22 protein-coding genes are annotated in these 22,736 nt (G+C 60.5%); 15 read left to right on the top strand and 7 right to left on the bottom strand.

Features of this window, described 5'->3' with window-relative positions:
* Positions 1 to 53: 53 nt before the first annotated feature.
* Entirely contained in the window at positions 54 to 1,397 is a 1,344-nt protein-coding gene (locus PQR40_RS26270; protein WP_408510142.1) for an MFS transporter, read from the bottom strand.
* Between the two features lie 102 nt (positions 1,398 to 1,499).
* On the opposite strand from PQR40_RS26270, the gene PQR40_RS26265 reads away from it, so the two are divergent.
* The 6 genes from PQR40_RS26265 to PQR40_RS26240 all read left to right on the top strand — a co-directional run bounded on the left by PQR40_RS26265 (position 1,500) and on the right by PQR40_RS26240 (position 7,888).
* On the top strand, positions 1,500 to 2,456 hold the full coding sequence (locus PQR40_RS26265; protein WP_408238828.1) for a LysR family transcriptional regulator: 957 nt from the start codon (positions 1,500 to 1,502) through the stop codon (positions 2,454 to 2,456).
* A gap of 163 nt (positions 2,457 to 2,619) precedes the next feature.
* Positions 2,620 to 3,309, top strand: a complete 690-nt coding sequence (locus tag PQR40_RS26260; RefSeq protein ID WP_408510141.1) for a TetR/AcrR family transcriptional regulator — start codon at positions 2,620 to 2,622, stop codon at positions 3,307 to 3,309.
* Between the two features lie 108 nt (positions 3,310 to 3,417).
* The gene (locus tag PQR40_RS26255) at positions 3,418 to 5,238 is read left to right on the top strand and encodes an alkyl sulfatase dimerization domain-containing protein (protein ID WP_408510140.1); all 1,821 of its coding nucleotides are present in this window, start codon (positions 3,418 to 3,420) and stop codon (positions 5,236 to 5,238) included.
* A gap of 83 nt (positions 5,239 to 5,321) precedes the next feature.
* Positions 5,322 to 6,974 (top strand): long-chain-fatty-acid--CoA ligase, encoded by a 1,653-nt coding sequence (locus PQR40_RS26250; protein WP_408510139.1) that lies wholly within the window; start codon positions 5,322 to 5,324, stop codon positions 6,972 to 6,974.
* A gap of 102 nt (positions 6,975 to 7,076) precedes the next feature.
* Entirely contained in the window at positions 7,077 to 7,463 is a 387-nt protein-coding gene (gloA, locus tag PQR40_RS26245; RefSeq protein ID WP_408238840.1) for a lactoylglutathione lyase, read from the top strand.
* A 26-nt stretch (positions 7,464 to 7,489) separates the two neighbouring features.
* Positions 7,490 to 7,888, top strand: a complete 399-nt coding sequence (locus tag PQR40_RS26240; protein WP_408510138.1) for a hypothetical protein — start codon at positions 7,490 to 7,492, stop codon at positions 7,886 to 7,888.
* A gap of 110 nt (positions 7,889 to 7,998) precedes the next feature.
* Here the strand turns inward: PQR40_RS26240 and PQR40_RS26235 are convergent, their stop codons facing one another.
* Genes PQR40_RS26235 through glyQ form a run of 5 tightly spaced genes read right to left on the bottom strand, consistent with a single transcriptional unit; the run spans position 7,999 to position 13,420 of the window.
* Complete coding sequence (locus tag PQR40_RS26235) at positions 7,999 to 8,889, bottom strand: M48 family metallopeptidase (protein ID WP_408238845.1); 891 nt, start codon at positions 8,887 to 8,889, stop codon at positions 7,999 to 8,001.
* A gap of 44 nt (positions 8,890 to 8,933) precedes the next feature.
* Complete coding sequence (locus PQR40_RS26230) at positions 8,934 to 9,692, bottom strand: lysophospholipid acyltransferase family protein (RefSeq protein WP_408238848.1); 759 nt, start codon at positions 9,690 to 9,692, stop codon at positions 8,934 to 8,936.
* Between the two features lie 40 nt (positions 9,693 to 9,732).
* Positions 9,733 to 10,287 carry a D-glycero-beta-D-manno-heptose 1,7-bisphosphate 7-phosphatase gene (gene gmhB / locus PQR40_RS26225; RefSeq protein WP_408390716.1) on the bottom strand — a complete coding sequence of 185 codons (555 nt, stop codon included), beginning with the start codon at positions 10,285 to 10,287 and terminating at the stop codon, positions 9,733 to 9,735.
* Positions 10,288 to 10,297: 10 nt separating this feature from the next.
* The gene (gene glyS / locus PQR40_RS26220) at positions 10,298 to 12,397 is read right to left on the bottom strand and encodes a glycine--tRNA ligase subunit beta (RefSeq protein ID WP_408510137.1); all 2,100 of its coding nucleotides are present in this window, start codon (positions 12,395 to 12,397) and stop codon (positions 10,298 to 10,300) included.
* Positions 12,398 to 12,412: 15 nt separating this feature from the next.
* Positions 12,413 to 13,420 (bottom strand): glycine--tRNA ligase subunit alpha, encoded by a 1,008-nt coding sequence (gene glyQ / locus PQR40_RS26215; RefSeq protein WP_408238917.1) that lies wholly within the window; start codon positions 13,418 to 13,420, stop codon positions 12,413 to 12,415.
* Positions 13,421 to 13,826: 406 nt separating this feature from the next.
* Between glyQ and PQR40_RS26210 the strand changes: the two genes are divergently transcribed.
* The 5 genes from PQR40_RS26210 (at position 13,827) to PQR40_RS26190 (ending at position 19,201) form a co-directional block, all read left to right on the top strand.
* Positions 13,827 to 14,144 (top strand): hypothetical protein, encoded by a 318-nt coding sequence (locus PQR40_RS26210; RefSeq protein WP_408238857.1) that lies wholly within the window; start codon positions 13,827 to 13,829, stop codon positions 14,142 to 14,144.
* A gap of 65 nt (positions 14,145 to 14,209) precedes the next feature.
* Positions 14,210 to 17,989, top strand: coding sequence for an RHS repeat-associated core domain-containing protein (locus PQR40_RS26205; protein WP_408510136.1), 3,780 nt, complete (start codon positions 14,210 to 14,212; stop codon positions 17,987 to 17,989).
* Positions 17,990 to 18,163: 174 nt separating this feature from the next.
* Positions 18,164 to 18,310 carry a hypothetical protein gene (locus PQR40_RS26200; RefSeq protein ID WP_408238863.1) on the top strand — a complete coding sequence of 49 codons (147 nt, stop codon included), beginning with the start codon at positions 18,164 to 18,166 and terminating at the stop codon, positions 18,308 to 18,310.
* A 237-nt stretch (positions 18,311 to 18,547) separates the two neighbouring features.
* Entirely contained in the window at positions 18,548 to 18,916 is a 369-nt protein-coding gene (locus PQR40_RS26195) for an RHS repeat-associated core domain-containing protein (RefSeq protein WP_408510159.1), read from the top strand.
* Positions 18,917 to 18,928: 12 nt separating this feature from the next.
* On the top strand, positions 18,929 to 19,201 hold the full coding sequence (locus tag PQR40_RS26190; protein ID WP_408238866.1) for a hypothetical protein: 273 nt from the start codon (positions 18,929 to 18,931) through the stop codon (positions 19,199 to 19,201).
* A gap of 69 nt (positions 19,202 to 19,270) precedes the next feature.
* Here the strand turns inward: PQR40_RS26190 and PQR40_RS26185 are convergent, their stop codons facing one another.
* Positions 19,271 to 19,351: a SymE family type I addiction module toxin gene (locus PQR40_RS26185; RefSeq protein ID WP_408238923.1), complete on the bottom strand. Its 81-nt coding sequence runs from the start codon at positions 19,349 to 19,351 to the stop codon at positions 19,271 to 19,273.
* A 283-nt stretch (positions 19,352 to 19,634) separates the two neighbouring features.
* On the opposite strand from PQR40_RS26185, the gene PQR40_RS26180 reads away from it, so the two are divergent.
* The 4 genes from PQR40_RS26180 to PQR40_RS26165 all read left to right on the top strand — a co-directional run bounded on the left by PQR40_RS26180 (position 19,635) and on the right by PQR40_RS26165 (position 21,760).
* Positions 19,635 to 19,844 carry an RHS repeat-associated core domain-containing protein gene (locus PQR40_RS26180; protein WP_408510135.1) on the top strand — a complete coding sequence of 70 codons (210 nt, stop codon included), beginning with the start codon at positions 19,635 to 19,637 and terminating at the stop codon, positions 19,842 to 19,844.
* A 326-nt stretch (positions 19,845 to 20,170) separates the two neighbouring features.
* On the top strand, positions 20,171 to 20,623 hold the full coding sequence (locus PQR40_RS26175) for a hypothetical protein (RefSeq protein ID WP_408510134.1): 453 nt from the start codon (positions 20,171 to 20,173) through the stop codon (positions 20,621 to 20,623).
* A gap of 149 nt (positions 20,624 to 20,772) precedes the next feature.
* Positions 20,773 to 21,336, top strand: coding sequence for an RHS repeat-associated core domain-containing protein (locus PQR40_RS26170; RefSeq protein ID WP_408510133.1), 564 nt, complete (start codon positions 20,773 to 20,775; stop codon positions 21,334 to 21,336).
* Entirely contained in the window at positions 21,326 to 21,760 is a 435-nt protein-coding gene (locus tag PQR40_RS26165; RefSeq protein WP_408510132.1) for a hypothetical protein, read from the top strand. The genes PQR40_RS26170 and PQR40_RS26165 overlap by 11 nt, the downstream gene beginning before the upstream one ends.
* The last annotated feature ends 976 nt before the right edge of the window (positions 21,761 to 22,736 follow it).

Here is a 22,736-nt window from a genome sequence, read left to right as displayed (position 1 = left end):
AGCGCTCCGACGCGGGCGGGCGCGAAAGCCGTGCAAAAGCGCGGTCGCGAGTTTTACGCAGGCGTGGCTTCCATGCGCTGCTTCGACCGTTGTGGATCGATCAATGCGAACCCCCCTATACCCACAACCAGCAGTAACACGCCGGTCACCGCGAAGCCGATCTCATAGCCACGCGCGTCGCCTGCCACGCCGAGCAGCTTGCCCATCGCGACGGGTCCGATCAGTCCGGCGGTGGTGACGATCGAGTTCGTGACCGCAAGCAGCGCCCCGCGCCGTGCCGCCGGCGCGACTTCGGCGACCAGCATCGGACCGAAGGTGAAAGTCTGGATCGCCAACGCGCTGGCGAGTCCCATCAAGGCGACTTTGACGAACGGCGGCGCACCGAACAACAGTGAGCAGTACGCAAACCCGCTCACGACGCATGCCGCGCTGATCACTTTGCCGCGCGCCACCTTCGACGGCACACCGCGCTTGAGCATTCGATGCGATGCCACTGCGAGCGCGATGCCGAGCGGGATCTGCGCCGCGACTTGCAGCGCGAACAGCCAACCGGCCTGGGTCGCGGCAAAACCCAGGCCAAGCCGGAAATATGCAGGCATCCAGGTGAAGCCGATCGCGATTACCGCATAGCCGACAAAGCATTGCAGCATCACACCAATGACGGTGCGGTCGCTCAGCATGCGCCGGAAGCGCAATGACACAGCACGAGGGCCCGCCAATTCGACTGCAAGCGTGGGTGATGGGTTGTGCTGACGATTGCCCGTCTTGCCCAGGCACAGCCACAAGACAGTCCAGCCGATGCCGACAGCCCCGAGTGTGAGAAACGTTGCGTGCCAGTGCCACCGCTGCGAGATGTAGGTGAGCAACGGTCCGGCGATGATGACACCTGCAGTCGCCCCCTGTTGAACGATCGCAGTAGGGAGATTACGTTCGCCGTCGTCGAACCAGGTGTAGACCACATGCAGTGCGAGCGGCGAAGCCGGTCCTTCGCCTGCCCCCAGCAGGACGCGGCACAGCAGCAACACCGCAAAGCTGGTTGGCCATGCGAGCGGCAATTGCGCCACCGCCCAGATCAGTGCGAGCGCGGCGAGCAGCCATTTCATGTTGACGCGGTCGGCGAACAGGCCGACGGCGATCCCCGAGATCGAGAACAACACAAAAAACGCGCTGCCGACAAGGCCGAATTGACCGTGCGTCAGCTGCATGTCGTGCATCAGTGGGATCGCGACCAGACCGAGCACGGCCTTGTCGGCGAAGTTGATCAGCATGAACAGGAACAGCGAGGCGACGATTACCCAGCGGTGACCTTGCGCACGCTCACGTGCCTGGGAGGGATGAGTCGGCGCCGTTTCGGCAAGCGCCGTGCAGCGTTTCGTGCTGCTGAGGAAAGTGGGCAAAGCGTGTCTCCATTTCTTGCGCGGCGCGCTGGGTTTTCGCCCATTTGAGGTGGTATAAGTGAATTGTTCAAGTGCATTCTCGTTATCGGGAGCTTGCAAACTATGCATGAGGTCAATTCCCGCCGCCTTACCCATCTGATCGCGCTCGCGGAGGAAGGCAGCTTTGCGCGCGCGGCGGAGCGGGTTCATCTGAGCCAGCCGGCTTTGAGCCGCAGCATTCAGGCGCTCGAAGAAGAAGTCGGCATGAAACTGTTCGACCGCGCCGCGCGCGGCGTCGCGATGACGGCGGCCGGGCGGCTGCTGGTCGAGCGCGCCCGGCGCGTGCTGTTCGAAACGCGCTGCCTGTTCCGCGACGTCGAACTGCTGAAGGCGCACGAGCTCGGCGAGGTGCGCATCGGCCTCGGGCCCTATGCGGCCGTCGTGCTGCTGCCGGACCTGCTGGTGGAGTTCGCGCGGCGCTTTCCGAAGATCAAGGTGTCGATCGAACTCGGCGAAGGCGATGCGATGCTTGCCAAGCTGCACGCCGAACAGATCGACTTCATGGTCGCCGACCGCCGTGTGCCGCCCGTAACGCCCGATGTCACGTTGCAACGTCTGCCGCGTCACGAGGGTGGCTGGTTTGCGCGGCCGGACCATCCCTTGTTTGGGCGAGACACGGTGCAGCTTACGGCGTTGCGCGAGTTCCCACTGGTGTCGGTGAGCTTGCCCGCGTTCATGAAGGACGCCCTGCATCGCCTGCTCAAGTATCGCGCGCACGAGCAGATTCCGTTTCAGATCGAATGCAACGACGTGACGGTACTGAAGGACTTCGTTGCGCAGACCGATGCCGTGCTGTTCGCCACAGCGTCCGCGGTGCGGCGCGATCTGGAGGCGCGGCGACTGGCGCGCATCCCGCTCGCCAATCCGCCGCGTCTCGCGCTCGAGTTCGCGCTGGTGTATCTGGCCGAGCGCACGCCTTCGCCCGCTGCATATTCTGCGTTGGGACTCGCCGAACAGGTGATGGAGAACGCCAACCGCGCCGCGCAGAGCTTGTTGCCTCCCGACTCGCGGGCCCCATGAAGGGACCGCTGAGCGGCCGGCTGATTAATCGCGTGACCTACCCCCTTGTTTACCCTGAATGCGGTTGACAAGGCAATCCTGATCGCGGACGATCCGGAATCCAGATTCCGGTTTGTCGTGAATCTTCATTTCCTCAGAGCAGCGAACCGAAGCTGAACACCGCATGACGACGACTTCACCACGCGGGCGCGAAGCGCAGCCCAGCGCCATCGCGGCGCCGCGTCAGACGCGCAGCCAGCAGGGGCTCGTTCGCATGCTGCTCGCCGGGCGCGAGCTGATCGAAGCGAGCGGCAATCTCGACGATCTGTCGATCAACGATATCGTCGAGCGTGCGGGTACGTCGATTGGCGCGTTCTATCGGCGCTTCGACAGCAAGGACAGCTTCTTCGAAGTCGTCCAGAACGCGGCAATGGAAGAGGGGCTCGGGCACGTGCGGGAGACCGTCGAGCGTGATCCTGCCTGGCGGTCGAACGACGCGGGCACGCTTGCCGATGCGGTCATTTCGTTTTACGTAGCGACCTTCCGGCGCAATCGCGGGCTGTATCACGCGTCGTTGCTGCGGGCGTCGCAGCGCAAAGCCAGCTGGGACGCCGTGAAGTCGACCAACGACGAGGTTCTGGCGCTGATCGTGCCGCGTCTCGTCAGCGCATTGGCGCAGTCGCGCGGCATCAAGGCTGCAGGCAACGCTGCCCAGTCGCTCGAATTCGAAGTGCGCGCCACCCTGCAAATGATTCTCGGCATGCTGGTCAACAGCGTGCTGAACGACCCCGGTCCTTTATCGCTCTCCAGCCGGCAACTGCGGACGTGGCTGCAAATCCGGTTGCGGCGCTGTCTCGGTTTGCCGGACCGCTGATTTTTTTACCTGAAAAACGGAATAAAGATTCCGGTTTATCAATCGAAGATCGATCCAGGTGCAGCGCGATTCCCATTGCGCGCAGCCGAATATTCAAGGAGACACCGCATGAACTCATGTTGCCCCGAACTGGTCCGTAATCCCGCCTTCGACGCGCCGCATATCGGCGAACCGCTCGATGTCGCGTTCGACGCCGGCGTGAATCTCGCCTTCGCCATTGCCGCGCCGACCGTGCCGCTGCGTCTTACTGAACACTCGCAGCGCATGGCGCAGCGCATCTATCGCGTAGCCGAGCGCGTGTATTGCGCGGTCGGCTACGCGATCGCGAACATTATCTTCGTGGTGGGCGACGACGGTATCGTGGTGATCGATGCGACCGAGGCGGTGTCCGCGGCAAAACGCATTTATGAGGACTTCTGCGCCATCGATCCCCGGCACGCCGGGCTGCCGGTCAAGGCCGTGGTCTACACGCACAACCATACGGACCACACAGGCGGCGTGCGCGCCTTCGTCGACGAGGTCGCGCTCGAAGCCGGCAGCGTCGAGATCATCGCGCACCGTTCGTTGATGGATACAGTGATCAACAACGCGAACCTCGTGGCGCCGATTCTCGCCACGCGTTCGGCCTACAGCTTCGGCACGCTGCTGCCGCCCGGCGCGACGGGCAAGGTCAACGCGGGCATCGGACCGGTGCTGATCGCCGAGCCGGCGAGTTTCTTCGCACCGACCCGCGTGTTCGACGACAAGCTCGACATCGTGCTGGCGGGCGTGCGCTTCGAGTTTCGTTACGCGCCTTCGGAAGCCGACGACGAAATCGTCATGTGGCTACCCGAACTCGGCGTGCTGCTGTCGGCGGAAGTGATCCAGGGCGAGTGTCTCGCGAACGTACATACGCTGCGCGGTACACGTTACCGCGATCCGGTGCGCTGGTATCAGACCATCGACATGATGCGCGGCTTCAGCGCGGCGCATATGGTGCCGGCGCATGGCCGGCCGGTATCGGGCGCGCAGTATGTCGCCGAGGTGCTGTGCGTGTATCGCGACGCGATCCAGTTCATCCACGATCAGACCATCCGCCACATGAACTTCGGCCTGAGCCCGGACGAACTTGCGGAGGCCGTTCCCGCGCTGCCGCCGCACCTCGCGGAGCATGCGTGGCTCGGCGAATACTACGGTACGGTCAAGCATTCGGTACGCCAGGTGTATAGCGGTCAGCTCGGCTGGTTCGATGGCGATCCGGCGTCGCTCGATCCGTTGCCGCGTGCTGAACGTTCGCAACGTATGGTGAAGATGATGGGCGGCGTGGAGGCGGTGCGCACCGCTGCCCGTATCGCTTTGGGTGACGGCGACTGGCGCTGGGCCGCGGAACTCGCCACGCTGCTAGTGCGCCTCGATACAACTGACGCCGACGCTCGCAGCATCAAGGCGAGTGCGCTGCGCGAGTTGGGCTACCGCACGGTGAACACCAACTGGCGCAACTGGTATCTGAGCGCGGCGCGCGAACTCGAACACGCCTACGACGAATTGCCGTTTGGCGGCAGCTCGAGTCTCGCCTCGGTGGATGTGTTGCGCGCCCAACCGTTGCGCAATGTGTTCCAGCGCTTCAGCGTGAACGTCGATCCTGAACGTTGCACCGATGTGCGGATGACACTCGCATTCCGAGTAACGGATCGCAATGAAACGCACGCGCTCGAACTACGGCGTGGCGTGCTGCAGATTCACGAGCGCACCCCCTCGACGATCGACGTTCAACTTGCGCTTGAAACCGGCACCTTGTACAGCATACTGAACAACATGGCGACGCTGTTGCCGAAGTGTCTCGAGAGCGGCACAGTAATGCTGGAGCGTGGCACAGTCGATCAGTTGCGTAGCTTCTTCGATTGCTTCGACCGGCCAACCCGGCGTATGCCCGCGCTTACTACGCGATAGACGCAACGCGGCTCGCATTGGCGCGTCGGCGCAGCGGCGCATCGTGCATCGGCGCATCGCATTGCGAAATCAAGGGAAGAGACATGGAAAAAATCTGGTTGAAGTCCTATCCGCCGGGCGTCCCGGCGGAGGTTGACACTACGCAGTTCAGCTCCGTTGGCGACTTGCTGGAGCAAAGCTTCCAAACGCACGCGGCAGACCGCGCATTCGTCTGCATGGGTCGCGAACTGACCTACGGCGAACTCGATGCGAAGTCACGCGATCTTGCCGCGTGGTTTCAATGGCTGGGCCTCGCGCGCGGCGCGCGCATCGCCGTGATGCTGCCGAACGTGTTGCAGTATCCGGTGGTCATGGCGGCGATCCTGCGTGTCGGTTACGTGCTGGTGAACGTCAATCCGATGTACACGCCGCGAGAACTGGAGCATCAGTTGAACGACAGCGGCGCGGAAGCGATCGTGCTGCTCGAACCGTTCGCGAAGACGCTCGAGGCCGTGCAGGCCAATACGTCGATCAGGCATGTCGTACTGACCTCGATCAGCGAAATGCTCGGTGCGGGAAGTCCTGAGGTTGCGGACAATGTGCCGCCAACGTCGCGCATTGCGTTGAACGATGCGATCACGCGTGGTTCGGACGCGGGCTTCACACCCGTCACGCTGGCGCAAAGCGATGTGGCAGTGCTGCAATACACCGGTGGCACCACCGGCGTCTCGAAGGGCGCCACCTTGCTACACGGCAATCTGATCGCCAATGTTTTGCAATCGGAGTTGTGGCGCGAGCCGGTTTATCGCGGGCGCACCGACATCAAGCAGTACATCACGGTAGTCGCATTGCCGCTGTATCACATCTTCGGGCTGACGATCTGTGGCTTGCTGACAATGCGTTGTGGCGGCATGGGCATTCTGATTCCGAATCCGCGCGATCTGCCGGGGCTGATCAAAGTCTTGCAAGGCTACGCAATCAACTCGTTTCCCGGCGTGAACACGATGTTCAACGCGCTGCTAAACGAACCTGACTTCAAAACGCTCGACTTCTCGAAGCTGCTGCAATCGAACGGCGGTGGCATGGCTGTGCAGCAAGCCGTCGCACAACGCTGGCAGGCGCTCACCGGCGTGCCGATTGTCGAAGGTTATGGGCTCTCGGAAACCTCGCCGTGCGCGACCACCAATCTGCCGACGTCCACCGCGTTCACCGGGACGGTTGGTTTGCCGTTGCCGTCCACGGATATTTCGATTCGCGACGACGACGGTAACGAAGTGCCGCTCGGCGAGCGCGGCGAAATCTGTATTCGCGGGCCGCAGGTGATGGCCGGCTACTGGAATCGTCCCGATGAAACTGCAAAGGTGATGACGCCGGACGGCTTCTTCAAATCCGGCGACATCGGCGTGATGACGGACGAGGGCTTCGTGAAGATCGTCGATCGCAAGAAAGACATGATTCTGGTGTCGGGTTTCAACGTCTATCCGAACGAAATCGAGGACGTGGTGGCGAAACATCCGGGCGTGTTCGAAGTGGTGGCGGTCGGCGTACCGGACGCTGAAGCGGGCGAAGCGGTGAAGCTTTACGTGGTGAAGAAAGACCCGGCGCTCACCGATGCGGACATTTTCGCATTCTGTAAGGAACAACTGACGGGTTACAAGCGGCCCAGAATCATCGAGTTCCGCAGCGAACTCCCAAAGACGAATGTCGGCAAGATTTTGCGGCGCGCATTGCGCGACGAGGCGAAGAGCGCGGGTTGAAAACGGGTGTGCCACGCGTGTCGCCGCGTGTGGCGCGCTCTGCAGCGCGGCGCGATTCCGGGTACATTGTCGTTCTCGACATCACGCACTAGGGAGTACACGATGCGCCTGCTTCACACCATGCTCCGGGTCGGCGACCTGGACCGCTCGATTGCCTTCTACACCGAAATGCTCGGTATGAAATTGCTGCGCCGGGATGACTATCCGGACGGCAAGTTCACGCTCGCCTTCGTCGGCTATGAAGACGAACGCGACGGCACCGTTCTTGAACTCACGCACAACTGGGACACGCCGTCGTATGACCTTGGCACCGGCTTCGGTCACCTCGCCGTCGAGGTCGACGATGCCTATGCCGCTTGCGACAAGATCAAGGCACAAGGCGGCACGGTTGTGCGCGAAGCCGGCCCGATGAAACACGGCACCACCGTGATCGCTTTCGTGACGGACCCGGACGGCTACAAGATCGAATTCATCCAGAAGAAAAAGTGACGCAGGCGGCTGGGCGAGGACAAGCAATGAATAACAGCAATCCCTACTTCAAAGAACTTGACGACATCCACGTCGAAATTCAGGCGTTGTTCGACGGTTCTGCGGATCATGGCGCACTGGAGCGCATCATGGCGCGCTTCGCTCCGCAGTTCACGTTGGTCATGCCGTCCGGTCTCGCACTGGACCACACGAGCCTGCGCGAGACTTTTGCGAAGCTGAGCGGCGCGCGTCCCGGTTCGCAAATCTCGATCCGCGATATGGAGATCGTGTCCGAGTATCCATCGGGTGCGGTGGTCAAATATCGTGAGTATCAGCGCGACAAAGCGGGCAATGCGAACGTGCGGCGCTCCACAGCAGTGATGGATCTGGACGCGCACGGCAAGGTAACGTGGCGTCACCTGCAGGAAACTTTCTGCGCGGAATGAGCGGTGGGTTTCAGAAGGCCGGCGCTTCGAGTTGAGGCGCCGGGTTTCAAGGCTTCATAGCGGAAGGCCGGAGACTGAAGTCTTGAACGGCCGAAGAAAGCCCGAAAGCTTTAAAGCGTCGGCAGCAATTCCGGCGGATGCGACTTCAACGTCTGCCGCGCTTCACGGAATTCCGGAAAAATCGATTCGACCGTCTGCCAGAAGCGCGGACTGTGATTCATCTCACGCAGATGCGCGAGCTCGTGCGCGACAACATAGTCGATGATCGACAGCGGGAAGTGGATCAGCCGCCAGTTCAGACGAATTTTGCCGTCGCTCGAACAACTGCCCCACCGCGTGGCCGCCGAAGAGAGTGCATACGCGCGATAGTTGACGCCCAGCTTCTCCGAGTAGATATCGAGGCGTTCGCCGAACAGGCGTTTTGCTTCGCCTTGCAGCCAGCCTTGCACGCGATCCTTGATTTGCTGCGGGTCCGCTTGCAACGGCAGCGGCACTTGCAGTGCGGCTTCATCCGCACTGAACGCGAGCGTGCCTTGCGGCGAACCGAGCTTGACGCGCACCGGCTGGCCAAGATACGGCACTTCCGCACCATCTTTCCAGTCGACCTTAGGCAACGCGCGCTGTTCGACACGCGTTTGCCATTCGATCAGCTTCGTAAAAATCCAGCGCTGCTTTTCGGTGATCGCGGTTTCGATATCGGCGAGCGTGACCCAGCGTGGTGCGGTAATCATCAGGCCGGTGCTGTCGATCGCAAAGCCGATCGAACGGCGTGCCGAACGCTTCAGCACATAGTGCAGCGTGCGCGAACCGATGGTAAGGCTGCGCAGTTTGCTGCCGTCCGGCGCGAGCGGCACGGCCGGCTGCTGCCCTCCTTGCGAACCCGTTGAGGGTGCGGAGGGTGAAGGGGACGACGACGTCGACCCCGGCTCGGCGAAGAGCGGGAGATCGAGCTGCCGGTTATCGAGCGCCGCAGCGGGCTGCGACGTAGGAGACTTCTGCATCGGATTCGGCTTCGCGCAAATGCGCCTTCGAGGGCGCGGGCGCGTCAGATTGGTGCGGCGGCGGAAGTACTTTCCGCCGCGCGGTACGCGGTAGGATCGATGCGACGCATTTCAGCTTCGATCCACTTTTCGACGCGCGTGTTCACTTCGTCGGGCGTGAGCCCCGTCGTGTCGATCGGCTTGCCGATCGACACTGTGACTATACCCGCATATTTGAGAAACGAGTTGCGCGGCCACACACGTCCGGCGTTGTGCGCGATCGGCACGACTGGTGCGCCGGTCGCAATCGCGAAACGCGCACCGCCAGTTTTGTACTTGCCTTGCTTGCCGGTCGGCGTACGTGTGCCTTCCGGAAACATGATCACCCAGGCACCTTCTGCCATGCGCTGCTTGCCTTGCTTGATGACCGAATCGAACGCGTACTTGCCTTCCTTGCGGTCGATGTGAACCATCTTCAGCATGCCGAGCGCCCAGCCGAAGAACGGCACAAATAGCAGTTCGCGCTTGAACACGTAGCACAGCGGCCGCGGCATCAGAGCCGGAAACGCCAGCGTTTCCCAAGCCGATTGATGCTTGGATAGCAGCACGGCCGGACCATCGGGCAGGTTCTCATAGCCTTCGATCCTGTAGCGGATGCCATTCAGCCAGCGCACTGTGTGGAGGGTGGCGCGGCACCAGCCGGCCGCCATCCAGTAGCGATTGTCGGCGCGCATGAACGGAAACGCGATGAAGCAGGCGGTCGCGTACGGCACCGTGAAGAGCACGAAGTAGATCAGCAGCAGCAAAGAACGAATGAAGCGCATCGGCGTGGTCAGTGAGGGTTGGGGACGCGCGTGGTGCGCATCACTCTTGAGCGTCGGAAAGAAAGTCGAGGGCGAACGCGCGCAGGTCGTTGTGCACGCGCGTGCCTTCTGGCAAGTCGCCGGCCTGGAGCGTCTTGCGGCCCTTGCCGGTCAGCACCAGATGAGTCGGATGTCCGAGCGACGCGCCCGCTTGCAGGTCGCGCATCGCGTCGCCGACCACTGGCGTATTCTGCGGATCGACTTCGAAACGTTCAGCGATCATCTTCAGCATACCGGGCTTCGGCTTGCGACATTCGCAGTGATCTTCCGCCGTATGCGGGCAGAAGAACACCGCGTCGATGCGACCGCCGACCGCTGCCGCCATGCGATGCATTTTCAGATGCATTGCATTGAGCGCGTTCATGTCGAAGAGGCCGCGGCCGATGCCAGACTGGTTAGTCGCGACAGCAACGCGATAACCCGCCTGGTTCAGCCGCGCGATCGCTTCGAGCGAACCGGGCAGGGCAACCCATTCGTCCGGCGACTTGATGAACGCGTCGGAATCGACGTTGATCACGCCGTCGCGGTCGAGGATCACCACTTTTTTGGTCGGCATGGCGCGGGGCTCAGGCGGCGAGTCGGGAAATGTCGGCGACGCAATTCATCTGCTGATGCAGTGCGCCGAGCAAGGCCAGACGGTTGGCGCGCAACGCCGGATCTTCGGCGTTGACCATCACGTCGTTGAAGAACGTGTCGACCGGTTCGCGCAGCGCGGCAAGCGCGGTCAGCGCGCCTGTGTAGTCGCGTGCGGCGAGTTGCGATTGCACGCGCGGCGCGACCTGTTCGAGCTGTGCATGCAAGGCTTTTTCCGCCGCTTCGGTCAGCAGCGTGACCTGCACGCCACCGTTCGTGGCGCTTTCCGACTTCTTCAGGATGTTCGAAATGCGCTTGTTGGCTGCCGCGAGCGATGCCGCTTCCGGCAGTGCCGCGAATTCGCGCACCGCATCCAGACGCGCGACGATGTCGTCGAGGCGCGTCGGGTTCAGTGCCAGTACTGCGTCGATTTCACCCGGCGCGTAGCCGCGTTCGCGCAGCAGGCCGCGCAGACGGTCCATGCTGAATTCGTAGATCGCTTGCGTCGAATCGGCGACGCCCGGCACGGCGGTGAATTGCGCGTAAGCGGTGCGCAGCAGTTCGACCAGGTCGACCGGCAGTTGCTTCTCGACCAGGATCCGCAGCACGCCGAGCGCATGACGGCGTAGCGCGAACGGATCTTTCTCGCCGGTCGGTTGCAGACCGATGCCCCAGATACCGACCAGCGTTTCGAGCTTGTCGGCGAGCGCGACGACGGTGCCGGTTGCCGTGGCCGGCAACGCATCGCCGGAGAAACGCGGTTGATAGTGTTCCGAGCATGCCAGCGCGACTTCTTCCGGCTCGCCGTCGTGGCGTGCGTAGTACGTGCCCATCGTGCCTTGCAGCTCGGGGAATTCACCGACCATGTCGGTGATCAGATCGGCCTTGGCGAGACGCGCGGCGCGCTTCGCGAGGGCCACATCTGCGCCGATCAGTCCGGCAATCGCGCCGGCCAGCGCTTCGACGCGCTCGACGCGTTGCAGCGCCGAACCCAGCCTGTTGTGATACACGACGTTGGCGAGCAGCGGCACCCGATCGGCGAGCGGCTTCTTCTTGTCCTGCTCGAAGAAGAACTTTGCATCGGCCAGACGCGGACGCACCACGCGCTCGTTACCTTCGACGATATCGCCCGGCGTGGCCGTTTCGATATTCGACACGATCAGGAAGCGCGAGCGCAGCTTGCCGTTCGCGTCCGTCAACGCGAAGTATTTCTGGTTCGTCTGCATCGTCAGGATCAGACATTCCTGCGGCACTTGCAGGAATTCGTCCTCGAAGCGGCAGGCGTAGACCACTGGCCATTCGACCAGCGAATTCACTTCATCCAGCAGCGATTCAGGCATGACGACCTGGTCGCCGTCGGCTTGCGCGAGCAGATGCGTGCGGATGGTTTCCTTGCGGTCGGCGAAACTCGCGACCACATGCCCTTTGTGCAGCAGGGTGTCGGCGTACGAATCCGCGTGCTGGATCTGCACGAAGCCTTCGGACAGGAAGCGGTGGCCGAGTGTGGTGTCGTCGGCATCGACGCCCAGTGCCGTGACCGGCACGACCTGTTCGCCGTGCAAGGTGGTCAGACGGTGCGCTGGGCGCACGAACTGCACACTGGTGCCGTCCGGGCGCTGATACGTCATCGGCTTCGGAATCGGCAACTTGGCGATCGTTTCGTCGAGCGCGCTTTGCAGGCCTTCAGCGAGCGTGGCGCCCGGCGCGGCGTAGCGCAGGAAGAAGGCTTCGGCCTTACCGTCTTGTGCGCGTTCCAGATCATTCACCGAAAAATCGGGGAAGCCGAGCGCGGCCAGTTTCTTGGCGAGCGGCGCGGTGGGCTGGCCGTCTTTATCGAGCGCGACGGAAACCGGCAGCACTTTTTCGCGCACGTGTTTTTCCGGCGCGACCGAACGCACGTTCCTGATCGTGACGGCGAGGCGGCGCGGCGTCGCATAACGTTCGAACGACAGTTCGCCTTCGACCAGGTCGCGCGCCGCGAGGCGCTGCGCAATGCCTTCAGCGAAAGCGTCGCCCAGACGCGCGAGCGCTTTCGGCGGTAGTTCTTCGGTCAGCAGTTCGACGAGCAGGGTAGCTTGATGGGGTTGAGTCATTTCTTGATGTTCTCGTCAGTCCGGATCGATCTTGCGTTCGATTTTCAGCGGCGGCGCCCACGCGGGCATCGCAGCATCTTGTGCGTCGGTCGTGAGGCCGGGCACGCCGTGCACCGGATTGCCGAGCATCGGGAAACCGAGCTTTTCGCGCGACTCGTAGTAAGCCTGTGCGACCAGACGCGACAGCGCGCGAATCCGGCCAATGTACGCCGCGCGTTCCGTGACGGAGATCGCACCGCGAGCGTCCAGCAGATTGAACGTGTGGCCGGCCTTCAGCACCAGTTCATAAGCGGGCAGCGCGATCTGCGCTTCGATCATGCGCTTCGCTTCCGCTTCGTAGCTGTTGAAGAACGTGAACAGCAGATCGACGTTCGCATGCTCGAAGTTGTAGGTCGACTGTTCGACTTCGTTCTGGTGGTACACGTCGCCGTAAGTCAGGCGGCGTAGTTCCGGGCCGTTCGGGCCCTGCTCTTCCCACTCGGTCCAGACCAGATCGTAGACGTTCTCGACCTTCTGCAGGTACATCGCGAGACGTTCGAGACCGTAGGTGATTTCGCCCAGCACCGGCTTGCAATCCAGACCGCCGACTTGCTGGAAGTAGGTGAACTGGGTGACTTCCATACCGTTCAGCCACACTTCCCAGCCAAGGCCCCAGGCGCCGAGCGTGGGGTTTTCCCAGTCGTCTTCGACGAAGCGCACGTCGTTCTGCTTCAGGTCGAAACCGAGGGCTTCGAGTGAACCGAGGTACAGGTCGAGGATATTTTCCGGCGCCGGTTTCAGCACGACCTGGTACTGGTAGTAATGCTGCAAGCGGTTCGGGTTCTCGCCATAGCGGCCGTCTTTCGGGCGACGCGACGGCTGCACATAGGCTGCTCGCCACGGTTCCGGACCGATTGCGCGCAGGAAGGTGTGGACGTGGGACGTGCCCGCGCCGACTTCCATGTCGATCGGCTGGAGCAACGCGCAACCCTGCTTATCCCAGTAGGACTGCAGTGTCAGGATGATTTGCTGAAACGTGAGCATGAAGTGCCTTTCGGGCATAGGGCCGCGCCGCAAACGCCGAAGCGCGCGAGCTGGCCGTGGAGCGAAGTGCTAAACCGTAGATTTTAACGGAAAGGGAGGGGGGTGCGGGTTTTTGGGGTTGGGACGGGGCACGCGGGGATTTCGGGCGGTTTGGGCTTGCTGATCTGGTGCTGTTCCGAGCAGGAGGTTGCGCTTGTTGCGACCGGGGCGAGTGGGCGGGCGCGCTAACAGGCCAAGACGATAAACAGTCGTCGAGCCCATGACTCAGTGGCAGAAGTCTTGATCTGAATCGCGCTTTTGTGTCTTGACCAAATTTGACACAAAGGAGATGGCAATCCGTATCGATTGTCGATATCTTTCATTGATATTAAGTAAGCCTTGCTAAATATCATTAGAGGGGTTATCGATGAATGAGGTTCATGTCGTTGAGCGATCGGTTTCAACAGATTCGTACGGTATGCGAATAAAAGTGATCGAGCGTCTTGCTGGCGGCTGCGGGATTGTTGTTCTGCTGCTGTCGTCCGCGCTCGCCCATGCCGATGACATCACTTATGGCTATGACGCGTTGGGCCGTCTGGTGTCGGTAACGGTATCCGGCAACACCGCGTATTACGACTACGACGCGGCGGGCAATATCACCGCGATCCGTCGGCAGGGCGCGATCTTCGCGGCCCGCACGGATGAAGCGCCGCGTGTTCCCGCCGATCAGACTGCCGCGCGTTGAGCGGGCCGTTGATTGTTTCCGGGTTTCCCATCCTGTTGTCCGTCCGGTTCCACACGCCTTTCCTTATGCACGCCATCTACGCCTCTGTCGCGCGTTGCCAGCCTGTGCGGCGCTCGTTCCTGCTGTTCCTGTTTGTCCTGCTTTCGTGGTTTGTCGCGCCGCGCGCGCATGCCGACGATTGCACCGACGCCTATGTTGCAGCCGGTGCCTATCCGGGTGATCCGGGCTGCGAATTGACGGCTTCAGCCAACGTTCACGGCATGGCCTGCTACAACACCGGCGTCATTCACGCTTACTGCACAGGGCCCTCCCGTGGCGGCACGGATGAACCGTTCTCGCCTGAGGGGACCGTGACCGGTGATGGCGATGGGGTGGACGGCAATTCTGGCGGTATGGGCGGTGGCGGGGGCGGGGGCGGTGGCGGCTCAGGTGGCTTCGGGGACATCGGCGGCTCAGACGGCACGGACAGCGCCGGCGGCGGTGGAGGCTGCGGGGGCAATGCGACGGCCGGCTGTGGCAGCAGTACCTCGGGTGGCGATCCCGTCAACCTGTACACCGGCCAGTTCCATCAGGTCGCCCACGATCTGCACTTGGCCGACGTCATTGACGTGGATCTCGCCCGGGTCTATCGCAGCAGCGCCTACGACACCTCGGGCAGACCGATGGCCGGCGCCTTCGGTGTCGGGGCGACGTTCGCCTACGACAGTTATCTGACGCTCAGCGCTGCGGACGGCAACGGCGTGCGGCAGCGCATCGAGTTGCGCCTGCCAAGCGGAGTCCGTATCCCATTCACCGTACGCGCCGGGTCCAGCACGGCGTGGGACAACCTGACGAGCCCGGGCGAGTACTACCACGCCAGTATCGTCAATGGGGACCGCAATGGTGTCACCAGGGTCCTCACGCTGCGCGACGGACGCATGCGGCGCTTCACGATGATCAACGGCCTGTACCGGCTGAGCCGCGTCGAGGACCGCAACGGCAACGCGGTCGTGATCGCCCGTGACGGCGCCACCGGTGCAGTCATCAGCGTGACGAGCCCGAATGGCCGGGCGCTGACGTTCACGTCGGTTAGCGGCAGCCGCGGCACGCCGCTGGTCTCGCGCGTGACCGATCCGCTGAACCGGCAGGTCAAGTACCAGTACGACAGCCAGGACCGCCTCAGCCAGGTGACGGACGCGGCCGGTGGCGTGTGGAAATACGGCTGGGACAGCAAGTCGCGACTGGTGAGTGTCACCGACCCCGAGGGCAATCTCCAGGTCACCAGCACCTACGACGATAACGACCGCGTCACTTTCCAGAAGCTTGCCGATGGCAGCACGTTCGGCTTCGCGTACACATTCGCGGATGGCAAGGTCACGCAGACCGACGTGACGGACCGGCGTGGCAGCATTCGACGCCTTGCGTTCGATACGAACGGCCGCGTGGTGCGTAACACGTATCCGGCTGGCCTGCCGATGCAGCAGGTGCAGACCTTCACGTACGACCAGAACGGGCGCGTGACGAACCTCACGGAGACCGACCGTCAGTACACATACGCCTACGATACGAACGGCAATCGGATCAGCGCGGCCGATCAGTACGGCACACTGGTCACACGCGCCTTCGACAGCTATAGCCAGTTGCTGACAGAAGCGCAGGCAGGCGATCCGCAGCGCGGCGTAAGCACCGTCTATACCTACGACACGAACGGCAACCTGCTGACCATCACAGACCGCACGGGTAAACGCACGACGCTGACGAACGACGGCCAGGGGCGTCCGCTCACGGTAACCGACGCGCTGAAGGGTGTGACGAAGTACGCCTGGACCGGGCCGGATCTGACTGGCGTCACCGATGCGCTGAATCGCACCACGCAGTTCACTACCGACGCAGCGGGTCGTGTGACGGCTGTGCAGGATCCGCTGGGCAACAAAACTGCACGCACGCTCGACGCGCTGAACCGCACCACCGACATCACCGATGCACTCGGTGGCGTGACCCGCTTCACGTGGGACCGCAATGGTCACCTGCTGAGTCAGGCCGATCCGAAGGGCGTCACGACGCGCTACGCGTACAACACGATTGGCCGTCCAGTGAGTAAAACGGACACGCTGGGCCGCAGCGAGACCTATACCTGGACGCCAGCGGGGCAACTGCAGAGCGTGACGGACCGCAAGGGGCAGGTGACGGGTTACACGTATGACGAAGCGGGCAGACTAAAGGGAACTGCCTTCCAGCCCGCGGCGGGCGTTGCGTCCACGCGCAGGTGGAATTACTCGTGGGACAACACGCTGGACCGCCTCCGGGGTCTGGACGACTACGCCAGAGCCGAGCCGGGCGGCAGGGAAGGGCGCACTGCGACAACGATCTTCTACTACGACAGTGTGACAGGGAAGTTCGTGAGCACGTATGAGTGGCCGCAGCAGTCGGGCAGCTGGTCGTACCGGTACAACGCTTTAACGCGCGAACTGGACGGCATTGACATGTTCGGCGTGACGGTGACCTATAGCCGCGACGCGGAACATCGGGTCACGCAAATCCAGTCGGTGGAGAACGACGAGGCGCCGCGCCAGTTCGGCTATGGCTATGACGCGTTGGGCCGTCTTGCACAGGCGACGCTCGCGAACGGTGTCACGGCGACCTATACGTGGGATGCAGCGAGCCAGTTGACGGGCATCACGTACAAAAGATCCGACGGCAGCGTGCTGGGTGACCTGACCTACGGCTATGACCTGGCGGGTCGGCGTACGAAGATGGGCGGCAGTCTGGCGAAAGTGGATCTGCCGCAGCCGGTAAGCGACGCGCAGTACAACGGCGCGAACCAGCTCACGCGCTGGGCGGGCAAGACGTTCACCTATGACCTGAACGGCAACCTCACTGGCGATGGGCTGAACCAGTACAACTGGAACCTGCAGGGAGCGCTAGGCGGGATCACGGGCGCGACCACGGCGGCGTTCAGCTACGACGCTTCGGGCCGTCGCAGGAACATGACGGTCGACGGCAAGCAGACGCGTTTTGTGTGGATTGGCGACGAGCTGAACCTGATTCTGCCGGATGACGACTGGTCGAAGCGCACGCGCCTGTTCTCGCCGTATCCTGAAGGAGGACTGGACGAACTGACTTACCGGCGTATCGGTGATGACGCGAGCAAGGACCGGTATGTCCTGCGCGACGGGAACAACAACGTGATTGCGCTCACGGACGCGAATCAGCAGATCGTGACGCAGTATCGGTACGAGCCATACGGAAAGACGACGCTGGCCGGGGCGGCGGACGCGAACCCGCAGCAGTACACTGGGCGGGAGAATGACGGGACCGGGCTTTATTACTACCGCAATCGCTATTACAGTCCGCAGACCGGAAGGTTCATTAGCGAGGATCCGGTTGGGTGGGCCAGTGGGCAGACGAATGCGTATGCCTACGTCAACGGGAATCCAGTGTCTCTATACGATCCGTTTGGTCTCTGGAGCATCAGCGGCGGTGTGCACGTAGTTGTGGGCGGTCAGGGCACGCTCTACGGGGACGGATGGAGCATAACGGGAGTGGGGATACGTGGGGGTATAGGCTTGGGCGGGGGATTTAGCATTGATCCGAACGGCACAGTCCCAAGCAAAAATAATGTAGGTTCATCGGTTACTGTTGGCGGCTACGGGGAGGCTAGCGCTGGGTGGGGGCCTGTTACCGGGAGCATCGGTTATTCGCGTGGCGTGGAAGTCAATCAATCCGGCTCTTCGGGTATCCCGGGTATTGGGATGAGGCCATATGGAGGGCCGAGCGGCAGCGTTACGGTGGGCTCACCGGGCTCGAAGGGTATTTCCGCATGCGCTTCGGCGGGTCTAGAGATGACGTGGACTCGTGGGAGATAAGATCATGATCTGGCCTATGATCAAGGTAATAGTGCTAATAGGGGTTCTTGTCGCAGGACTATGTGCGTCGTCAGTTGATAACTTTCCGATTGGAACTAACGCATTCATTGGACTGATTGCAGCCGTGGTGATGAGTTTTGTATCTTTTTTTGCTCTTTTGTTGAATCATCTTTTTTGGCCGAAATCGAGAAAGTGGGGATTGCCGAGATGGAAGAATGGCTTGTTGTCACCGTGGCAACTCATGCATTTTTTTTCGTTGAGTCTTTTGCTGGCAGGCGCGAGTTGTTTGCTTTCTCTTCTGATTCAACATGGATGGCGTGAATCTACGCAGGCGTTAGTTCCATTTGGAATGGCGTGCGGGCTTTGGGTCGGGATTCGACTTGGGTACATTATTTTTAAGTCGAGAGTGCCTGCTTCGTCGTGCGGGAAAACATCTGAATAGGGTTTGAATTGGTCGCCCGATGCCGCATGACTGTCAATAACGCAGTTTGGCAAGCTTCAATCGCGCGGTACGTACGTTCGATCAGTACAACTACGACGTGACCTCCCAACTACAAGATCGTTGGGAGCGCCACATTAACGTTTGTTTACTACCGGAATCGGTACTATGACCCAGCGACCGGAAGGTTCATCAGTGAGGACCCGATCGGTTGGGCAAGTGGGCAGACGAACGCGTACGCCTACGTCAACGGGAATCCGGTGCAGTTCAGCGATCCCTTTGGTGAGGCAGGGATAATCACGGGATTTACGCGGCATGGCTTGAATCAGGCTATTAACCGAGATGTTTCACCGGGCGCTATGTGCGACGCGGTGAACAATCCAATCAGCGTTACCGAGCGATCGAATGGGACTACCAGGTACACAGGGGCCGGTGCCGTTGTAGTGCTGAACCCAGCAGGTCGGGTTGTAACGGTTTGGGGCCAATAGAGGGGCAACTCGATGAGCGGAAAACAGCGGCATAGCCAAGCCTTGCAGGATGCAGTCAAAGAGGTTCTGCTTCGTGAGTGGGATCCAATAGGTATCGGGGGGGAAGATGCCGCGAAGGATGAATACGACGCCTATGTCACCAAGGTTTGCGCACTCATTGCGCAAAGGCAGTCGGTTGAGGACGTGATCAAATATCTGTTATGGGCAGAGACAGAACAGATGGGATTGCAGGCGGATGTTGAGCGAGCGCGAAGAGTGGCCGGAAGGCTGGTTCAACTCGTTTAATTGCCGCGCTCCGATGATCTAACGTCGTTACGTGAACGAAGCGCCGCGCGATGAGCGGCCCTTCTGTATTTAAAGCGGTGTAATGATGAGATTCTGGTGCTCGACGGTGATACGCACGCGGGATCCGGGCTTGAAGCCGGCGGTCTCGATCCATCGTCCGGAGAGGCGGCGCTGAAGCGGGCAGGGAAGTTACCCCGCGGGCAGGCTGATTACTACGCTGGCCGGATGGATCTGGATATCTGAGGCGTTACGCGGTAACGCTGGCCATGCGCCTGTTACCGCGTAACGCTCCTGAATAAACACTTGTTTCGAGATACGAATCAATCGAGAATCGCGTCTGGAAAAAATTCTCTGACTGGTGAAATCGATGCGCGGCAAAGGCTTGCCTGATAAGGGAAAGCGGTCCGTGTGAGGGTGGATTCGTGTCGGGGCGTTGGTTTACTATCGCAATAGGTACTACAACCCCACAACAGCAAGATTTATTAGCGAAGACCCCATAGGCTGGGCGAGTGGACAGACGAACGCGTATGCCTACGTCAATGGGAATCCCGTGTCGCTGTACGACCCCTTCGGGCTCTGGAGTATCGGCGCCGGCGGCTACGTAGTTGTCGGAGGACAGGTCACTGTCTATGGGACGGCTTAAATATTACGGGCATTGGAGGACGCGGTGGCTTCGGCGCAGGTGGGGGAGTTAGCTATGACCCAAACGGCGCGCCTCCCAGTAGAGCCGGTACGGGTTCATCGGTAACTATAGGTGGCTTTGCAGAGGCGAGTGCTAACTGGGGTCCCTTCGGCGCTAGCATTGGTGCTTCCAGGGGCGTGGAATTTAACCAGTCCGGTTCTTCAGGTCTTCCGGGATTCGGAGGCAGGCCCTATCGAGGGGCGGCAGTGGTATGGCGGTCGGATTTCCGAGTGACGGATTTAGAGCTTCTGCTTGCGCAGCAGCTGGCGTTGAGGTGACCTATACCCGTGGCAAATAAATTCACGGTTTCGTCTGCGATCAAGGTAGTAGTGATACTGGGCGCTCTGGTCGCAGGACTTTTTGCGTCACCGCTTGACCATTTTCCGCTCGCAGTTAGGGCATTTATTGGACTAGTGGGGGCGGTAATGGGGGCGCTATTTTCCTTGGGTTTTCTCCTGCTTCACCATCTTGCTTGGCCAAAAAAAAGAAAATGGGGGATGCCAACATGGTCCAATGGCCTGCTGTCTCCATGGCAATGGATGCATATTTTCTCAATGGCGATCTTGTCAATGAGCGCTGGTGAATGGGTGGCTCTCTTTCTCAGATATGGATGGCGTGAATCTACCCAATCATTAGTATTTTTCGGAATAGGAGGCGGAATGTGGGTGGGCGTTCGACTCGCGGTTTTTATTTTTAAATCAAGAATACCTGCTTCGTCATGCTCCAAAATGTCTGCGTAGAGCTTGCACTGGTCAACTGACGCTTGCATGGCCGACAGATGTGCCACCTGTACTTCGACATGCGCCAATAGTAAGCGGTACGTACGGCCGAGTGGTGTAACTAGGACGCGACCTCCCAACTGAGAACAGTTGGGGGCATCGCAGTACCGATGTACTACTACCGCAATCGCTATTACAGTCCGCAGACCGGGAGGTTCATTAGCGATGATCCGGTTGGGTGGGCCAGTGGGCAGACGAATGCGTATGCTTATGTCAATGGGAATCCCGTGTCGCTGTACGACCCTTTCGGTTTCTGGAGCGTTAGCGGGAGTGTGTATGGGGGTTTCGGCGTACAGGTCACCGTCTACGGCGACGGCTCTGCCCCAACGGCTTCGAGCATTACTGGGGTGGGGATACGCGGCGGGCGCGGCGCAGGTATAGGGCTTAGTTTCGATCCAAACGGCGCAGTACCAAGTAGAAGTAGCGATGGTTCGTCGGTAACTATCGGTGGTTTTGCGGAGGCGGGCACTAGCTTAGGTCCTTTTAATGCAAGCGTCGGTGCCTCCAGCGGCGTGGAATTCAACCAGTCTGGTTCGTCAGGCCTTCCGGGATTCGGGGGGCGGCCTTATCGAGGGGCGGGCGGCGGTATCGCGATCGGCTTTCCAAGTGCAGGTTTTGGGGGCGCTGCTTGTGCTGCAGTTGGCATTGAGGTGACCTATAGTCGTGGCAAATAAACTCATGTTCTGGCCTGCGATCAAGGTGATCGTGCTAACAGTAGTGTTTGTGGCAGGATTGTCCGTGCAACCTGTTGCCAATATGCCGTTTGAAAGTTGGGTATTCCTTGGCGCGCTAGCAGGTGCGATGGGCTTTTCCCTGGCTTTGTGTGCTCTCCTTTTAAACCATATTTTCTGGCCAAAAGCTAAGAAATGGAGGCTACCAGGATGGTCGAACGGTTTGTTATCACCGTGGCAACTGATTGATTTCTACTCGGCGGTTTTGCTGGTAGTGGTTGCCAGTAGTGGACTTTCTCTGTGGGCGAAGCACGGGTGGCGTGAGGCTACGTTGGCATTGTTCCCATTCGGAATGGCGTGCGGGATATGGATTGGCGTTCGACTCGGGATTGTGATTTTTAAGTCCAGAATGCCTGCGCCTTCGTGATGGAAATATCCGCATAGAGTTCATACCGCTGACGCCCGCGTAACCGGAGATGCGATGTCTGCGTAAATTCGTTGGCGCGCAGCGGAGACCGTGACGCCAAGACCGCCTGGAAGCTCTTGAACGACGGTCGGTTCAGAAAGTGAGTTTTGATGGAGGCGCTATGACTCACGCGTTATATGACTTGCTGGAAAAACTCGACAGTCGGCGGGTGTTCTACAGTTTAAGTAGACACCGTCCGGACTCGATACTGGTTTCCTTGACGTTACCCGGCATGCGCATTGAGATTGATGTATTCAATGACGGAATACTGGAGATGTCTTATTTCTCAGGAGATGAAAGTGTCATAGACGACACAGACGAGATATTCCGGATCGTCAACGAAGCATGTAGTGGTTAAGGTTCCGGTTATTGCTAGGAGTCCGTGACGTGAACGAAGGGCCGCGCGCGATGAACTGCACCCCAAAAGTTGGACAGAGATCCAACCTTTGAGGTGTCAGTTCACGATCGATTGGAGCCTGTTCGCTGGACAGGAACGAGGGTTGGATTGTTCAGGGCCGACTGGATAGAGTGGATCGACGTTATACGTGTGGGGCAAGAATGGTGAGAACGGGCTACCGTGCTGGATATTGGATCGTGGAGTGGGACGACGGAACGGACGCTTGTATGGATGACCTTGCGCGACGCTGTCCGCAGTTGCTGATAGGACGGTATGTCGCCGTAGCGAGCTGTGATAGCGGCCCATACACACCAACCGACGATGAGTTTGCAGCCGGATGGAGCAAGGTTGGAGCGCTCGCGATCAGCCCGAAGGTGGCGACTGTCTCGCAGCTTCCGACTCCAGGCTTTGATGAGTGGCATGTCTATAGCAGGAAAAATGGGCTTGCACCCCACGTAAATTTCGTCAACCGTTAGGGATTTAGCGTTCTCAATTCAGACGATGAGCATACGAACATCTTCTGGGATCAAGTCATGAGAC

It is taken from the genome of Paraburkholderia sediminicola, assembly GCF_046026855.1.
In the GTDB taxonomy this organism is placed as follows: domain Bacteria; phylum Pseudomonadota; class Gammaproteobacteria; order Burkholderiales; family Burkholderiaceae; genus Paraburkholderia; species Paraburkholderia sediminicola_A.
The sequence above is the reverse complement of the archived record's forward strand: the minus strand, read 5'-3'. Positions and strand labels throughout refer to the sequence as shown.

Bases quoted from the DNA above. Each gene is read 5' to 3' on its own strand.
- PQR40_RS26250 (WP_408510139.1), top strand. From the start codon at position 5,322: ATGGAAAAAATCTGGTTGAAGTCCTATCCGCCGGGCGTCCCGGCGGAG.
- PQR40_RS26205 (WP_408510136.1), top strand. From the start codon at position 14,210: ATGCACGCCATCTACGCCTCTGTCGCGCGTTGCCAGCCTGTGCGGCGC.
- PQR40_RS26265 (WP_408238828.1), top strand. From the start codon at position 1,500: ATGCATGAGGTCAATTCCCGCCGCCTTACCCATCTGATCGCGCTCGCG.
- PQR40_RS26240 (WP_408510138.1), top strand. From the start codon at position 7,490: ATGAATAACAGCAATCCCTACTTCAAAGAACTTGACGACATCCACGTC.
- PQR40_RS26210 (WP_408238857.1), top strand. From the start codon at position 13,827: ATGAATGAGGTTCATGTCGTTGAGCGATCGGTTTCAACAGATTCGTAC.
- glyQ (WP_408238917.1), bottom strand. From the start codon at position 13,420: ATGCTCACGTTTCAGCAAATCATCCTGACACTGCAGTCCTACTGGGAT.
- PQR40_RS26255 (WP_408510140.1), top strand. From the start codon at position 3,418: ATGAACTCATGTTGCCCCGAACTGGTCCGTAATCCCGCCTTCGACGCG.
- PQR40_RS26190 (WP_408238866.1), top strand. From the start codon at position 18,929: ATGAGCGGAAAACAGCGGCATAGCCAAGCCTTGCAGGATGCAGTCAAA.
- PQR40_RS26235 (WP_408238845.1), bottom strand. From the start codon at position 8,889: ATGCAGAAGTCTCCTACGTCGCAGCCCGCTGCGGCGCTCGATAACCGG.
- PQR40_RS26260 (WP_408510141.1), top strand. From the start codon at position 2,620: ATGACGACGACTTCACCACGCGGGCGCGAAGCGCAGCCCAGCGCCATC.
- gloA (WP_408238840.1), top strand. From the start codon at position 7,077: ATGCGCCTGCTTCACACCATGCTCCGGGTCGGCGACCTGGACCGCTCG.
- PQR40_RS26230 (WP_408238848.1), bottom strand. From the start codon at position 9,692: ATGCGCTTCATTCGTTCTTTGCTGCTGCTGATCTACTTCGTGCTCTTC.
- PQR40_RS26170 (WP_408510133.1), top strand. From the start codon at position 20,773: ATGTACTACTACCGCAATCGCTATTACAGTCCGCAGACCGGGAGGTTC.
- glyS (WP_408510137.1), bottom strand. From the start codon at position 12,397: ATGACTCAACCCCATCAAGCTACCCTGCTCGTCGAACTGCTGACCGAA.
- gmhB (WP_408390716.1), bottom strand. From the start codon at position 10,287: ATGCCGACCAAAAAAGTGGTGATCCTCGACCGCGACGGCGTGATCAAC.